General features: G+C 64.0%; 13 protein-coding genes. 11 read left to right on the forward strand and 2 right to left on the reverse strand.

Annotation, left to right across the window (positions count from 1 at the left end; all coding sequences use genetic code 11):
- Positions 1-35 precede the first annotated feature (35 nt).
- From metH to AC15MQ_RS06350, 8 genes are all read left to right on the forward strand, one after another.
- On the forward strand, positions 36-3,743 hold the full coding sequence (gene metH / locus AC15MQ_RS06315) for a methionine synthase (protein ID WP_483079689.1): 3,708 nt from the start codon (positions 36-38) through the stop codon (positions 3,741-3,743).
- 26 nt (positions 3,744-3,769) lie between these two features.
- Positions 3,770-4,819 carry a UDP-N-acetylmuramate dehydrogenase gene (murB, locus tag AC15MQ_RS06320; protein ID WP_483079690.1) on the forward strand — a complete coding sequence of 350 codons (1,050 nt, stop codon included), beginning with the start codon at positions 3,770-3,772 and terminating at the stop codon, positions 4,817-4,819.
- 151 nt (positions 4,820-4,970) lie between these two features.
- Positions 4,971-6,479, forward strand: coding sequence for a DUF1538 domain-containing protein (locus AC15MQ_RS06325; RefSeq protein ID WP_332337706.1), 1,509 nt, complete (start codon positions 4,971-4,973; stop codon positions 6,477-6,479).
- A complete protein-coding gene (locus tag AC15MQ_RS06330; protein ID WP_332337705.1) occupies positions 6,476-6,823 on the forward strand; it encodes a transcriptional regulator in 348 nt (115 codons plus the stop codon). Before AC15MQ_RS06325 ends, AC15MQ_RS06330 begins: the two co-directional genes overlap by 4 nt.
- A 51-nt stretch (positions 6,824-6,874) precedes the next feature.
- Positions 6,875-7,270, forward strand: coding sequence for a CBS domain-containing protein (locus tag AC15MQ_RS06335; protein WP_332337704.1), 396 nt, complete (start codon positions 6,875-6,877; stop codon positions 7,268-7,270).
- 13 nt (positions 7,271-7,283) lie between these two features.
- Positions 7,284-7,721, forward strand: coding sequence for a hypothetical protein (locus tag AC15MQ_RS06340; RefSeq protein ID WP_287653034.1), 438 nt, complete (start codon positions 7,284-7,286; stop codon positions 7,719-7,721).
- Positions 7,722-7,928: 207 nt separating this feature from the next.
- Positions 7,929-9,953, forward strand: a complete 2,025-nt coding sequence (locus tag AC15MQ_RS06345) for an oxidoreductase (RefSeq protein ID WP_483079691.1) — start codon at positions 7,929-7,931, stop codon at positions 9,951-9,953.
- 5 nt (positions 9,954-9,958) lie between these two features.
- Positions 9,959-10,546: a TetR/AcrR family transcriptional regulator gene (locus AC15MQ_RS06350; protein WP_287653032.1), complete on the forward strand. Its 588-nt coding sequence runs from the start codon at positions 9,959-9,961 to the stop codon at positions 10,544-10,546.
- Between the two features lie 4 nt (positions 10,547-10,550).
- Here the strand turns inward: AC15MQ_RS06350 and AC15MQ_RS06355 are convergent, their stop codons facing one another.
- Positions 10,551-11,399, reverse strand: a complete 849-nt coding sequence (locus tag AC15MQ_RS06355; protein ID WP_287667047.1) for a sulfurtransferase — start codon at positions 11,397-11,399, stop codon at positions 10,551-10,553.
- Positions 11,396-11,755, reverse strand: a complete 360-nt coding sequence (locus AC15MQ_RS06360; protein ID WP_483079692.1) for a SpoIIAA family protein — start codon at positions 11,753-11,755, stop codon at positions 11,396-11,398. The genes AC15MQ_RS06355 and AC15MQ_RS06360 overlap by 4 nt, the downstream gene beginning before the upstream one ends.
- Before the next feature lie 307 nt (positions 11,756-12,062).
- Between AC15MQ_RS06360 and AC15MQ_RS06365 the strand changes: the two genes are divergently transcribed.
- The 3 genes from AC15MQ_RS06365 to dxs are packed head-to-tail and all read left to right on the forward strand — an operon-like array spanning position 12,063 to position 15,151.
- On the forward strand, positions 12,063-12,287 hold the full coding sequence (locus tag AC15MQ_RS06365; RefSeq protein ID WP_287653029.1) for an exodeoxyribonuclease VII small subunit: 225 nt from the start codon (positions 12,063-12,065) through the stop codon (positions 12,285-12,287).
- A complete protein-coding gene (locus AC15MQ_RS06370; RefSeq protein WP_287653028.1) occupies positions 12,284-13,207 on the forward strand; it encodes a polyprenyl synthetase family protein in 924 nt (307 codons plus the stop codon). The genes AC15MQ_RS06365 and AC15MQ_RS06370 overlap by 4 nt, the downstream gene beginning before the upstream one ends.
- A 48-nt stretch (positions 13,208-13,255) precedes the next feature.
- Complete coding sequence (gene dxs, locus AC15MQ_RS06375; protein ID WP_287653027.1) at positions 13,256-15,151, forward strand: 1-deoxy-D-xylulose-5-phosphate synthase; 1,896 nt, start codon at positions 13,256-13,258, stop codon at positions 15,149-15,151.
- Position 15,152: the final 1 nt, after the last annotated feature.

A 15,152-nucleotide genomic window follows, 5' to 3' on the forward strand; every position in this document is an offset into this window, starting at 1 on the left:
CCTCAACAGACCAGAGAACAGACCAAGAGATGACCATGCAGCCTGACCGTACCGCCGAACTGACAGCACGCCTCGAACAGCACATTCTGGTCCTCGATGGCGCGATGGGCACGATGATCCAGCGCCACGGCCTGCAGGAGGCCGACTACCGCGGCGCGCGTTTCGCCGCGCACGCGCATGACCTGAAAGGCAACAACGACCTGCTGCTGCTGACCCGACCGGAACTGATCCGCGCGATCCACGGAGAATACCTGGCGGCCGGAGCCGACATCATCGAGACCAACACCTTCAACGCGACCCGTGTTTCGCAGGCCGACTACCATCTCGAAGCCATCGTCCATGAGCTGAATGTCGCCGGAGCACAACTGGCACGCGCGGTATGCGACGAGTTCACGGCGCTCAACCCGGCCAAGCCACGCTTTGTCGCCGGCGTCGTCGGACCGACCTCGCGCACCGCGTCGATTTCGCCGGATGTCAACGATCCAGCTTACCGCAACACCAGCTTCGACGAGCTCGTGGGCACTTACGCCGAAGCCGTGCGCGGTCTCTGCGAAGGTGGCGCCGACATCCTGCTGGTCGAAACCGTTTTCGACACGCTCAACGCCAAGGCGGCCCTTTTCGCCATCGAGCAGCATTTCGAAACTGTCGGGAGACGCTGGCCGGTCATGATCTCGGGGACGATCACCGACGCCTCGGGACGCACGCTGTCGGGGCAAACCGCCGAAGCCTTCTGGAATTCGCTCAACCACGTGCGGCCACTGAGCTTCGGTCTGAACTGCGCCCTCGGCGCCGGTGAACTGCGGCAGTATGTCGAAGAACTCTCGCAGCGCTGCGATTGCTTCATCTCGGCGCACCCGAATGCCGGTCTGCCGAATGCCTTCGGCGGCTACGACGAAACACCGGAACAACTGGCGGCGGAAATCGCCGACTGGGCGCGCAAGGGCTTCGTGAATATCGTCGGCGGCTGCTGCGGCACCTCGCCGGAACACATCGCCGCCATCGCCACGCGTGTTGCCGGCATCACGCCGCGCGTCGTCCCAAGGATCGAAGCGAAGCTGCGCCTGTCCGGTCTGGAACCGTTCAACGTCGGCCGGGACTCGCTGTTCGTCAACGTCGGCGAGCGCACCAACGTCACCGGCTCGCGGGCGTTTGCGCGGATGATTCTCGAAGGTCGCTTCGACGATGCCCTGGCGGTCGCCCGCCAGCAGGTGGAGAACGGCGCGCAGGTCATCGACATCAACATGGACGAGGCGATGCTCGATTCGAAGGCAGCGATGGATCGCTTCCTGAAATTGATCGCCAGCGAGCCGGACATCTCGCGGGTGCCGATCATGATCGACTCGTCGAAATGGGAGGTCATCGAGGCCGGCCTCAAGTGTATCCAGGGCAAGGGGATCGTCAACTCGATCTCGATGAAGGAAGGTGAGGAGGCCTTCCTGCGCCAGGCCAGACTGGCGCGCCGCTACGGCGCGGCGGTGGTGGTCATGGCTTTCGACGAGGCCGGACAGGCCGACACCTTCGCGCGCAAGACCGAAATCTGCGGCCGCGCCTACAAGCTGCTCACCGAGCAGGCGGGTTTTCCGCCATCGGACATCATCTTCGACCCGAACATCTTTGCCATCGCCACCGGCATCGAAGAGCACAACAACTATGCCGTCGACTTCATCGAGGCCTGTGCCTGGATTCGCGCCCGACTGCCGGGGGCGCAGATCTCCGGCGGCGTGTCCAACGTCTCGTTCTCGTTCCGCGGCAACGACCCGGTACGCGAGGCCATCCACACCGTGTTCCTGTTCCACGCGGTCCAGGCCGGCCTGTCGATGGGCATCGTCAACGCCGGCATGCTCGGGGTCTATGATGAGCTCGACCCGGTGCTGCGCGAGAAGGTCGAAGAGGTGGTGCTCAATCGCCGCCCTGACGCCGGCGAGGCGCTGGTCGAGTTTGCCCAGACCGTCAGGGAGGGAAAAAGTCGGGACACCGGCCCCGACCTGGCCTGGCGCGAGCTGCCGGTCCAGGAACGCCTGACGCACGCCCTGGTCAAGGGAATCACCGACTTCGTCGTCGCCGACGCCGAGGAATGCCGGGCCGCGCTGGCCGCCGCCGGCAAGCCCCCCCTGGCGGTGATCGAAGGCCCCTTGATGAACGGCATGAATGTCGTCGGCGACCTCTTTGGCGCCGGCAAGATGTTCCTGCCGCAAGTCGTCAAATCGGCGCGCGTGATGAAGCAGGCCGTCGCGCACCTGATTCCCTACATCGAGGCCGAAAAGCTGCGCACCGGCGTCAGCAGCAAGGGCCGGATCGTCATCGCCACGGTCAAGGGCGACGTGCACGACATCGGCAAGAACATCGTCGGCGTGGTGCTCGGCTGCAACGGCTACGATGTCATCGACCTCGGGGTCATGGTTTCCTGCGACAGGATTCTGCACGCAGCGCGTGAGCACGGCGCGCAAGCGGTCGGCCTGTCGGGTCTGATCACGCCGTCGCTGGAGGAAATGAGCCACGTCGCAGCCGAGATGGAGCGTCTCGGCTTTGCCGCCGGCGCCGACGGTGGCCCGCCGGTTCCCCTGCTGATCGGTGGAGCGACGACCAGCCGTGCGCACACGGCGATCAAGATCGCGCCGAACTATTCCGGGCCAGTGGTCTATGTCCCGGATGCCTCGCGCGCCGTTGGCGTCGTCACCCGCCTGTTGTCGATCGACAACGCCGCCGATTTCAGGGTCGAACTGGCCGCCGACCACGCCAAAGTGCGCGCCCAGCACGCCAACAAGAAAGGCATCAAGCTATTGACGCTGCCGGCAGTGCGTGCCAACCGTTTCGTCTGGAACGGCGATGCCGCCTATCGACCGACGGCACCGAAGAAACCGGGCGTGCATGTACTGCGCGAGATCGATCTCGCCACCCTGGTCGACTATATCGACTGGGGACCGTTTTTTCAGACCTGGGATCTCGCCGGCAGCTACCCGAAGATTCTCGACGATGCCGTCGTCGGCGCTACGGCACGAGCGGTATTCAATGACGCCAGGGCGCTGCTGGAGAAGGTCGTCAGGGAAAAGTGGTTGCGTACCAACGCCGTCTTCGGCCTGTTCCCGGCCAACAGCGTCGGTGACGACATCGAAATCTATGCCGACGAAGCACGCACCCAGCCGTCGATGGTCTGGCACAACCTACGCCAGCAGCAGGAACGGCCGGCGGGCAAACCGCACTATTGCCTGAGCGATTTCGTCGCCGCACGCGGCACCCCGGACTGGATCGGCGCGTTTGCCGTCGGTGCCGGCTTCGGCATCGAGGAGAAACTCGCCGAATTCAACGCTGCGCACGACGATTACCATGCGATCATGTTGAAAGCCATCGCCGACCGCTTTGCCGAAGCCTGCGCCGAGTGGTTGCACGCGCAGGTGCGACGCGATTACTGGGGCTACGCCAGTGACGAAGACCTCGATCGCGCAGCGCTGATCCGCGAGGACTATCGCGGCATCCGACCGGCCCCCGGCTACCCGGCCTGCCCGGACCATACCGCCAAGGGTGCACTGTTCGAATTGCTCGACGCCCCACGCCACACCGGCATGGCGCTCACCGAGTCCTTCGCCATGTCGCCGGCCGCGGCGGTTTCCGGCTTCTATCTGGCACATCCGCAAGCGCGTTATTTCGCGGTCAGCAAGATCGCCCGGGATCAACTCGCAGACTGGGCGCAGCGTACCGGCTTCAGCCTCTCCGAAGCCGAGCACTGGCTGGCGCCGCTGCTCTGAGCCAGGCCGGGAGCCTGGGCGCGGCCGTGCCCGCCAAGCCACTGCCGGACTTCGTAGAGCGCGCCGTCAGCCTCGAAAGGCGCACGACGCTGGCCCTGCCCGGGCAAGCTGCGTTCTACGCCGAAATCCGGGCGGCCACCCAACTGGCGCAGCTTGCCGGCAGCCACGGGCCGAGTCAGTTCGTTCTGGGTGCCGGCAGCAACCTCGTTCTCGGCGGCGACTTTGACGGCCTGATATTGCACATGGCGATTGCCGGCCGGCAACTGCTCGGCGAGGACGCCGAGGCATGGTATGTGTACGCGGGTGCCGGCGAGAACTGGCATCAACTGGTCAGCTGGACGCTGCAGCAAGGCTGGCCGGGACTCGAAAACCTGGCGCTCATCCCGGGCACGGTCGGCGCCGCACCGATCCAGAACATCGGCGCCTACGGGCTCGAAGTCGCCGACCGTGTCCTCAGCCTCGACGCTGTGGACATGCTCACCGGCAGGACGATACGGCTGGATCGTGCCGACTGCCGCTTTGCCTATCGCGACAGCGTCTTCAAGCAGGAGGGCTGGCACCTCGACGCGCGTCTCGTGGTGATCGGGGTGACCTTCCGGCTGCCGAAAGCCTGGCGGCCACTGACCGGTTATGGCGATCTTGCGGCCGAACTCGACCGTCGGCAGATCGCCGATCCGACGGCCACGCAGATCGCGACGGCGGTGAGCAACATCCGCAGCCGCAAACTGCCCGATCCGGCAACGCTGCCCAACGCCGGCAGCTTCTTCCAGAATCCGCTGGTGGACGCCGCGCTTGGCGAGCGACTGGCGCAGGCCTACCCGGATCTGCCGCGTTATCCACAGGCCGATGGCCGCATCAAACTCGCCGCCGGCTGGCTGATCGAACACAGCGGATGGAAAGGCAGGAACCTCGGGCGGGTCGGGATGTACGAGAAGCAGGCGCTGGTGCTGGTCAATCGCGGCGGCGCTTGCGGCGCCGAAGTGCTTGCCCTGGCGCACGCGGTGCAGGCCGACGTACGTGCGCGTTTCCACGTCGAATTGACGCCCGAACCCGTATTTCTCGGAAGCCGGAACTGAACACACTTGCCGTGCCGGACAATCTCCGGCATGCTCATGCCGAAGATGACTTGCCACCTGACCGATCACTTTCCGGGCCGATGACACGCTACCACCCAAGGCTCTTCTCCTGGCCAAACCCGCCGTTCGCGGGTAGTCGCGAGGATCTGACATGGGCCTGAGTTCGCTCGTCCGCGTCATCCGCGAACTCCTGCACGAGGCAGCGCGCGATCTGGCGCCGACGCTGATCGTTGTCGTTCTCTTCCAGGTGTTTTTCATCCAGCGCATGCCGGACAGTCCGGCGGCGCTGATCGGTGGTTTTGCGATCGTCCTGCTCGGGCTGGCATTGTTCGTCAAGGGTCTCGACGCTGCGATCTTTCCGGCCGGCGAGACGATGGCTTTCGACTTCGCCCGCCGCGGCTCCTTCCTGTGGCTGATGCTTTTTGCCTTCTGCATCAGCTTCGCCTCGGTCGCCGCCGAGCCGGCGCTGATGGCCGTCGCCTACAAGGCCGAAGCGGTCTCGGGCGGCAGCATGGGCGCACTGACCCTGCGCATGGTCGCCGCGCTGGGCGTCGGCCTGGCGGTGATGCTCGGTGTCTGGCGCATCGTCCTCGGGCACTCGATCGGCAACTACCTGATCCCGGGTTACCTACTGGTCATCGTATTGACGGTGTTTTCGCCACCGCAACTGGTCGGTCTGGCTTTCGACTCCGGCGGCGTCGTCGCCTCGACCGTCACCGCGCCGCTGTTGACCGCGCTGGGGGTCGGCCTGGCGACCAGTATCCGCGGCCGTAACCCGATGCTCGACGGCTTCGGCCTGATTGCCTTCGGCGCCCTGGCGCCGATGATCATCATCCAGATTTACGGCATTCTGTTCTTTGTTCCCGCCGCACAAGGCACGGCGGTGCTGATGATGCCGAGTGACGACCAGCACCAGTACGCGGCGCTGGAGTTGCTGCTCGATTTCCTGATCATGGTCAGGAACCTGTTGCCGATCATTGCCGTGGTCCTGTTCTCGAGTTTCGTCATCCTGCGGCGGCCGCTCGCCGACCCGAAGGGACTGGCGGTGGGCATGGTGCTGGTCGCCGTCGGCCTGTTTCTGTTCGACGAAGGGCTGCAGGTCGGGCTGTTCCCGCTCGGCGACGAGATGACCAACGGCCTGATGCGCGACGACGTGCCGATGTGGGCGGTCTATCTCTACGGATTCCTGATCGGCTTCGCCACCACCATGGCCGAACCGGCACTGATCGCACTATCGATCAAGGCCGACGAGGTCAGCCTGGGGCAACTCAAGGGCCTCTGGTTACGCACGCTGGTCTCGATCGGCGTCGGCGTCGGCATCGTCATCGGCTGTGCGCGCATCATCGACGGCATCAACATCGCCTACTGGCTGATCCCCGGCTACCTGCTGGTGCTGGCGATGACCAGGTTCGCGCCGGACTTCATCGTTCCGATCGCCTACGACTGCGGAGGGGTGACCACCTCGACGGTGACCGTGCCGCTGGTGACCGCGCTCGGCGTCGGCCTGGCCGAACGTACCCCTGGCCGTGACCCGATGATCGACGGTTTCGGCCTGATTGCCTTTGCCTCGCTGCTGCCGATGATCATCGTCATGTCCTATGGCATGCTGGCCACGTGGCTGCTGCGGTCGAGGACACTCAAGGAGAAACAACGCCCATGAAATTTTCTGCTGTGGTGCTGATCGTTCCGGAAGAAGACGAGAACCGGGCGGTCGGGATTCTCAAGGAATCGGGTGCCACCGGCCTTACCATCCTCAAGGGCAAGGGTCTGCGGCACAATGAACGCAAGACTTTCCTCGGTCTCGGTCTGGAGCGCAAGGAGTCGCTGCTGCTGTGCGTGGTCGAAAAGCAGCTGGCGATGCGCATTCTCAGGTCAGTGAAGATGCAAATGCAGCTGGACCTGCCCGGCCGTGGCCTGGGTTTCTCGCTGCCCCTGGGCAGCGTGATCGGCATCGGACTGGAGCAGATGCTGGCCTTCCGCCGCGAAGTCGAGGAAGACCTGTGAGCACCCCGACCAGCGGGCGCCGCTGGATTACTGACTGAAGGAGTTCTTGCCATGTTGGTTGCCGCAATCATGAAAAGGAGCGTCATCACCATCAGCCCGCTGGCCACGGTGCGTGAAGCGCTGATGATGATGAAGGAGCGCGACGTCAAGTCGCTGGTCGTCGAAAAGCGTCATTCCGGCGACGCCTACGGCCTGATCGCCTATCGCGACGTGGCCAAGGCGGTGATCGCCGAGGACGGCGACATCGACCTGCTTAATGTCTACGACATCGCCCAGAAGCCGGCCCTGCAGGTTTCCCAGCACCTCGAAATCCGTTACCTGGCGCGGCTGATGATCCAGTACGCAGTGAAGAGCGTGCTGGTGATCGACAACAACGAACTGCAGGGCTTCGTCTCGGACACCGATGTGGTGAGCAGCCTCATCGACCGCGCCGCAAGCGGCCGCTAGCCCCGGGAGGGTGATGGAAAAGATCATTCACCGCTACTCGGCGCATTTCCCGCGCTGGTGCCAGGCGTTTGGCGACCATGTGCCGGACCCCGGTGGCGAGGCGCGGGCCGTCGAGTGGCTGATCGGCGCCGACTGCGTGGGCGTGATCCTGCTGCCCGAGATTCGGCACCTGTTGATGCACGAGCTGCTTGGGCAGAAAGCCCCAGAACTCGAGTTCCGGCAGCGTTCGGTGCGCCTCAACCGACATGACTACCACGAGGTGACGGTGCTCGGCCATCCCGGTTATGCGGCCCTGCGTGAACTCCTGCTCGGACCGGAAGAAGCGCACATGTACCTGACCTACCATCTGATCTACCCGCCGGGAACCCGGATCATCACCCTCTCGCAAAAATCACCGCTGCCACTCCTTTACAAGGAGATGGCACCACTCGCAATCAGCGTTTTCGAGTGATGTGCGCGCTCTAGGCATAGGACCGGCTGCAGAACACGCAGCCGCCGCTCCCGATCGCGCCCCGGCAAGCCTTTGACCAGCGACGTGACAGGGCTCCTGCAACACACTTGCGGGTTCATGGTCAATCCCGGATAATCCAACAAGCAATTGCTTGCTTAATCATTGATCACCCACCGAACGCCCCATTCGTCTCAGGAGACCTCCAGCATGCCGCGTCACGCTTATCCACACCTGCTCGCCCCGCTCAAACTCGGCTTCACGACGCTGAAGAACCGTGTCCTGATGGGTTCGATGCACACCGGCCTCGAAGAAGCGCCACAGGGTTTCGCCCGCCTTGCCGCCTTCTACGCCGAGCGGGCGCGTGGTGGCGTGGGTTTGATCGTCACGGGCGGCATTGCCCCCAACCAGGACGGCGTGGTTATGCCCGGTGCGGCCGTGCTGGAAAACGAAGCGCAGGCCGAGAACCACCGGCAGATCACCGACGCGGTCCACCAGGCGGGAGGCAAGATCGCCATGCAGATCCTGCATACCGGCCGTTACGCCTACCACCGGGGCGCCGTCGCGCCCTCGGCAGCACAGGCGCCAATCTCGCCGATCCGCCCCCGCGAACTCAGCGAGGACGACATCGAGCGCACGCTCAACGACTACGCCCGTTGCGCTGCGCTCGCGCAAATCGCCGGCTATGACGGAGTCGAGGTAATGGGATCGGAAGGTTATCTGATCAACCAGTTCGTCGCCCAGCAGACCAATTTCCGCGAGGACCGCTGGGGCGGCAGTTTCGAGAACCGCTGCCGCTTCGCCGTCGAGTCGGTGCGGCGTGTGCGCGAGGCCACCGGAGAGAACTTCATTGTCATCTACCGTCTGTCGATGCTCGACCTCGTCGAAGGCGGCAGCACCTGGGACGAAATCGTGTCTCTGGCCAAGGCCATCGAAGCTGCCGGGGCAACGCTGATCAACACCGGCATCGGCTGGCACGAGGCACGCATCCCGACAATTGCCACGATGGTCCCACGCGCGGCCTTCGTCTGGGTAACCAGGCGACTGATGGGACAGGTCGGGATCCCGTTGATCACCACCAACCGCATCAACACCCCAGCGGTGGCAGAGGAAGTGATCGCTACCGGTTGTGCCGACATGGTTTCGATGGCACGCCCGTTCCTTGCCGATGCCGATTTCGTCAATAAGGCGGCTGCCGGACGCGCCGACGAAATCAACACCTGCATTGCCTGCAACCAGGCCTGTCTGGACGAGATCTTCGAAGGCCGGCTGACCTACTGCCTGGTCAACCCACGCGCCTGTCGGGAAACCGAACTGATCATCGAACAGGCCAAGGTCCCCAGGAGAATCGCCGTCGTCGGCGCAGGCCCGGCGGGCATGGCCTGCGCGCTGACCGCGGCCGAACGTGGGCATTGGGTCACCCTTTTCGATGCTGCCCCGGAAATCGGCGGTCAGTTCAATCTGGCGCGCCGAATCCCCGGCAAGGAAGAGTTCGGCGAAACGCTGCGCTACTTCGATCGCCGCCTGCAGAAGGCCGGCGTTTCGCTCGAACTCGGCACCTGTTGCGACGCCGCCAGCCTCGTCGAGGCCGGATTCGAGCACGTCGTCCTGGCCACCGGCATCGTACCGCGTCGGCTGGAACTGCCGGGCATCGAGCACGAAAAGGTGATCGCTTATTCCGACCTGATCGAGGGTTATCGGATCGCCGGCGAACGGGTGGCGATCATCGGCGCCGGCGGCATCGGTTTTGACGTCGCCGAGTTTCTGACCCATGCCGACGACGATCGGGACGAACTCGAGCGTTTTCAGGGCGAGTGGGGTATCGACCCCGACTTCGCCAATCGCGGTGGCCTCAAGCCGCCAAGCGACGAAGCCGTACGGCGACAGGTGTGGCTGCTGCAGCGCAAGACGTCCAAGGTTGGCGACGGGCTGGCCAAGACCACCGGCTGGATTCGCCGCACCCTGCTCAAGAAACGTGGCGTGCAGATGCTCTCGGGGGTAAGCTACGAGCGCATCGACGATGCCGGCCTGCATATCATCGTCGACGGTCAACAGCAGTGCCTGCCGGTGGATCATGTCGTCGTCTGTGCCGGCCAGGAACCGCGCCGTGACCTCGAAGAAGGTCTGCGCGCTGCTGCGGTACCACTTTCGCTGATCGGTGGTGCCGACGTGGCCCGCGAACTCGACGCCAAGCGCGCCATCGACCAGGGCACGCGTCTGGCGGCGACGCTCTGAGCCGCGTGCCGACGGGCCACAAGCGCCAGGGGAGCGCGCTCGAGGCGAACCGCCGCGACGAGTTGCTGCGCGCCGCTGCACGTCTGTTCGTCGAGAAGGGCTTCGACGCCACCACCACACGTGATATCGCCGAAGCGGTCGGCATGCGCTCGGGAAGCCCTTTCTATCATTTCCGCAGCAAGCAGGACCTGCTCAAGGCGGCGATGATCGAAGGGCTGGAGGCTGGCCACCAGCGCCTGCAAGCTGCCGTCGCGGGCATCGACGACCCCGAGCGGCGCCTGCGGGTGATGATCCGCAGCCATCTCGGGACCCTCCTCGAAGGCGATTGCCACGCACCGATGCTGGTCTATGAATCGCGTTCGCTGGGCATCACGGCAAGGGCCGAAATCGCCGCCGTCAGCGACCGCTATCAGCAGGCGTGGCAGGCCACCCTTGAGCAGTTGGCGGCCAGCGGAAAACTGCGCCTTCCGGCGAAACCGATGCGGCTCCTGCTCTTCGGCATGCTCAATTGGAGCCGCCAGTGGTACCGATCCAACGGTGGACTCTCGCTCGACGAGATCGCCGAGGCTGCAGCCGAGATGGTACTGGCTTGAGGTCTCAGGGGATCTGACGCGCTACCGGCCGCGTCGGGTCGCTACACCATTCGCTCCAGGAACCGGCATAGAGACGCGCCCCAGGCAAACCGGCAATCTCCATCGCCAATAGATTGTGACAGGCGGTCACGCCAGAACCACAGGACATGACCACCTGCGCCGGATCGATCCCGGCGAGCAGCGCCAGGAACTCGCGCCGCAGGTCGATCGCGGGGCGAAAGTGGCCACCCGCGTCGAGGTTGTCGCGGAAAAAGCGGTTGATTGCGCCGGGAATGTGCCCGCCGACAGCGTCGAGGGTTTCATTCTCGCCACGAAAACGGTCGGGACTGCGGGCGTCAATGACGCGGAAGCACTGGGCTTCAAGACCTGCGAGCACGTCGTCACTGCTCACCACCCCGTCACGCAGATCAACCTTCAGGATTGCCGGGGTGGACGTCGGCACATCGGTCGAGACGGCTCTGCCTTCGCCAATCCACTGATCGATGCCGCCGTCGAGCACGGCGACCCGCGTGTGCCCCAGCCAGCGCAACAACCACCAGAGGCGCGCAGCGAACATGCCTCCGGAATCGTCATAGGCGACTACCTGGGTTTCTGCCGAGACGCCTGCCGAACCTAGCTTGCCGGCGAGGAGCAGCGGATCGGGCAGCGGATGACGCCCATTGCGACCATTGGTCGGCCCCGACAGGTCCTCATCGAGATGCAGGAAGAAAGCCCCCGGCAGATGGGATCTGGCGTAGGCCGCGCGCCCGGCGGCAGGATCGTTCAGCAGGTGGCGGCAGTCGAAGACGCGCCAGAGTGGATCCTCGAGACGATCGGCAAGACGCGCGCTGCTGACCAGAGTTGTCGCAATCACGCCGGGCCCTCCTCTTCAGTCAGCCAGGCACGCGCGTCGAGTTCGTCGTCGAAGAGGCGCGTCTCGGCACGGACGAAAATCTGCGCCAACCAAGCGCTCCAAGCCACCCACTGGCTATGGGTGAGAACCGCAATGCGGTTGAAATCGTTGGCATGCGCGCGTGCGAAGACGATGTCTTCCCAGGCCACGTCCAGTGTGACATCGGCCATTTCGCGGAGGTCGAAGAGGAGGTCGACCGGCCCCTCGAACTGGATCGCGAAATTGACGGCGTTCTCGAACTCCTTGTAATCGGCAAGACTGAACTCGGCATAGACCGTGACTTCGACGCGCTTCGGCTGTTTTTCGATGACTATCATGGCAGACTCCGTTTTTTGTTGTCCCAGTTTAGCACCAGTCCCGCCCGGCAGGTTTGCGGCGCATCCGCATGGCGCCCAGGCCCTTGCAGCAAACGCCCGGCCGTGCGCTACGTGGCATCACGTCGGCGCAGTGACACTACAGGAGGGTATCGTCAATTGATCGAACACCCTGCGCAGAAAGTTTTCCATTTGACCGGAAGCCCACTAATAGGCTATTTTCGCCAGTTTGATTCGAGCCTTTACAATGCCACGAACAAACTCGAAGCCTCCTGTCGACGCAGAAGCCGCGGGCACGACAGCAACCGGCATGGCTGAGCTGAAATTCGAAGCGGCGCTCGCCGAACTTGAACAGATCGTCCAGAACATGGAAGGGGGCCGTCTGCCGCTCGAGGAGTCGCTGGCGGCCTATCGGCGAGGCAGCGAACTGCTCAGACACTGCCAGCAGCAACTCAGCACGGCCGAACGCCAGATCCAGATTCTCGAAAATGGGACGCTACGCGATTTCGAACCCGATGGCAGCGAAACCAAATGAGTACGCCACCGATGACACCCGCCAATCCCAGAGTTCTGTCCTTTCCGGACTGGATGCGCAACGTCCAGACCGAGGTGGAAGCGGCGCTTGCGCGCTGCCTGCCTCCCGGCGAGGCCATTCCCGGCCGTCTCCACCAGGCGATGCGCTACGCCAGCCTCGACGGCGGCAAACGGGTGCGCCCATTGCTCACTTTTGCCGCCGGCGAACTGACCGACGCCCCACGCGAACGCCTGGCAGTCGCCGCCAGCGCCGTCGAATTGATCCACAGTTATTCACTGGTGCATGACGACCTGCCGTGCATGGATGACGACGTGCTGCGACGCGGGCGGCCGACCTGTCATGTCGAGTACGACCAGGCGACTGCCCTGCTGGTTGGCGACAGCCTGCAGTCGCTGGCTTTCGAGTTGCTGGCGCGCGAAGAGTTTGGTGACAGTCACCGGCAACTGGAAATGGTGTGTCTCCTGGCGCGCGCGAGCGGTTCCTGCGGCATGGCCGGCGGCCAGGCGATCGACCTCGAATCAGTCGGCAAGTCACTCAGCCAGCCTGAGCTCGAATTGATGCATGCGCTCAAGACTGGCGCCCTGATTCGTGCCGCCGTGGTACTCGGCGGCCTGTGCGGGAAGGCGTTGAGCGTTCCCGAACGTGAATCACTGGATCGGTTTGCCAAACGCACCGGGCTGCTATTCCAGGTCGTCGATGACATTCTTGACTGCACGGCCAGCACGGCAACACTGGGCAAGACGGCCGGCAAGGACGCGGCTTCCGAGAAGCCGACCTACGTCAGCCTGATGGGCCTGGAGCGCGCCCGCGAACTTGCTGCCGATCTGCGGGCACAGGCACTCGCGGCCCTCACCGTTTTCGGCGAACGCAGCCAGCGCCTGGTGGAGTTGACCGATTTCATTACCCAGCGCAAGTTCTGACCCCTTCTCTACTTGCCGCCGAGCGTTTCCGCAGGACCAGGAAAATAAATGACCCGTTACCCTCTGCTCGACACCATCAGCGAACCGGCGCAAGTACGCAAACTTGACCGCCGACAATTGCCACAACTTGCCGATGAGTTGCGCGCCTTTCTGTTGGAATCGGTCGCCAGGACCGGAGGACACCTCTCGTCGAACCTGGGCACGGTCGAACTCACGGTTGCCCTGCACCACGTTTTCGATACCCCGCACGATCGCCTGGTGTGGGACGTCGGCCATCAGACCTATGCACACAAGGTACTCACCGGTCGTCGCTCGGGGATGGGCAAGCTGCGCATGCGTGGCGGCGTTTCGGGTTTTCCGAAGCGCAGCGAGAGCAGCTACGACACTTTCGGCGTCGGTCATTCGTCGACCTCGATCTCGGCCGCGCTGGGCATGGCGCTCGCCGCCAAGATCAAGGGCGAGACACGCAAGGTCGTGGCGATCATCGGCGATGGCGCGATGTCCGCCGGCCAGGCTTTTGAGGCCCTCAACAATGCCGGCGTCGCGGATGCCGACATGCTCGTCGTCCTCAACGACAATGACATGTCTATTTCACCGGCAGTGGGGGCTCTCAACCGCTATCTGGCGCGCCTCTTCTCGGGCAGCAGTTTCAACGCTGCGCGCAAGGCGGGCGAGAAGATACTCGACTTCTCGCCTTCGCTGCGGGAATTCGCCAAACGCGCCGAGGAACACGTGAAAGGCATGCTGACACCCGGTACGCTGTTCGAGGAAATGGGCTTCAACTACATCGGTCCGATCGACGGCCACGACCTCGAATCGCTGGTTCCGACGCTGCAGAACCTGAAAAATCTGAAGGGGCCGCAGTTTCTGCATGTGATCACCAAGAAGGGCCAGGGCTACAAGCTGGCCGAAGTCGACCCGATTCTTTACCATGGCGTGTCGAAATTCAAGCCGGATGTCGGCATCGCCGACGGGCCAAGCGGCGCCAAACCCAGCTATACCCAGATCTTCGGCGACTGGCTATGCGACATGGCGGCGGCCGACCCGAAACTGGTCGGTATCACCCCGGCGATGCGCGAAGGCTCTGGCCTGCTGCGCTTCAGCGAACGTTTCCCGGAACGCTATTACGACGTCGGTATCGCCGAGCAGCACGCTGTCACCTTCGCCGCCGGACTCGCCTGCGAAGGTCTGCGCCCGGTCCTGGCGATCTACTCGACCTTCCTGCAACGCGGCTACGATCAACTGGTGCATGATGTGGCTCTGCAGAACCTGCCGGTAGTCTTCGCGCTCGACCGCGGTGGCCTGGTAGGCGCCGACGGTCCGACCCACCACGGCGCCTTTGACCTGTCCTTCCTGACCTGTATCCCCAACATGGTGGTGATGACACCATCCGACGAGGACGAATGCCGCAAGATGCTGACCACCGCCTACCGCCTGGACGGCCCTGCCGCCGTGCGTTACCCACGTGGCACCGGTTCGGGAACGGTCATTGACAAGAAACTGGTCGGACTACCCGTCGGCAAGGGCGAAGTCCGTCGCCGGGGCAGTGGCGTGGCGCTGCTCGCCTTCGGCAGCATGCTGACCCCCGCCCTGGCGGCCGCCGAGGAACTCGACGCGACTGTAGCCAACATGCGCTTTGTCAAGCCGATCGACCGCGAGTTGATCATGGCGCTGGCTGCGGAACATTCGCTGCTGATCAGCGTCGAAGAAAATGCTTTGATCGGGGGCGCAGGTGCCGAAGTCGCGCGCGTTCTCGAAGACACCGGAAACCCGGTGCGCTTGCTGCGGCTGGGAATTCCCGACCGCTTCATCGAGCATGGCGACCAGGCACTGCTGCTGGCCGAAATCGGCCTGGACCGGGACGGCATAGTCCGGGCGGTACGCCAGAGCCAGGACAGCGCGGCGGATTCCTGCACACCAGCGGGTCCCACCAGCGGAGAATAAT

This window comes from Candidatus Accumulibacter propinquus (assembly GCF_056856495.1).

Excerpts from the sequence above, each read along its gene's own strand:
- dxs (WP_287653027.1), top strand. The coding sequence starts at position 13,256 with ATGACCCGTTACCCTCTGCTCGACACCATCAGCGAACCGGCGCAAGTA.
- AC15MQ_RS06365 (WP_287653029.1), top strand. The coding sequence starts at position 12,063 with ATGGCTGAGCTGAAATTCGAAGCGGCGCTCGCCGAACTTGAACAGATC.
- AC15MQ_RS06340 (WP_287653034.1), top strand. The coding sequence starts at position 7,284 with ATGGAAAAGATCATTCACCGCTACTCGGCGCATTTCCCGCGCTGGTGC.
- AC15MQ_RS06360 (WP_483079692.1), bottom strand. The coding sequence starts at position 11,755 with ATGATAGTCATCGAAAAACAGCCGAAGCGCGTCGAAGTCACGGTCTAT.
- AC15MQ_RS06325 (WP_332337706.1), top strand. The coding sequence starts at position 4,971 with ATGGGCCTGAGTTCGCTCGTCCGCGTCATCCGCGAACTCCTGCACGAG.
- AC15MQ_RS06330 (WP_332337705.1), top strand. The coding sequence starts at position 6,476 with ATGAAATTTTCTGCTGTGGTGCTGATCGTTCCGGAAGAAGACGAGAAC.
- AC15MQ_RS06335 (WP_332337704.1), top strand. The coding sequence starts at position 6,875 with ATGTTGGTTGCCGCAATCATGAAAAGGAGCGTCATCACCATCAGCCCG.
- AC15MQ_RS06370 (WP_287653028.1), top strand. The coding sequence starts at position 12,284 with ATGAGTACGCCACCGATGACACCCGCCAATCCCAGAGTTCTGTCCTTT.
- AC15MQ_RS06345 (WP_483079691.1), top strand. The coding sequence starts at position 7,929 with ATGCCGCGTCACGCTTATCCACACCTGCTCGCCCCGCTCAAACTCGGC.
- metH (WP_483079689.1), top strand. The coding sequence starts at position 36 with ATGCAGCCTGACCGTACCGCCGAACTGACAGCACGCCTCGAACAGCAC.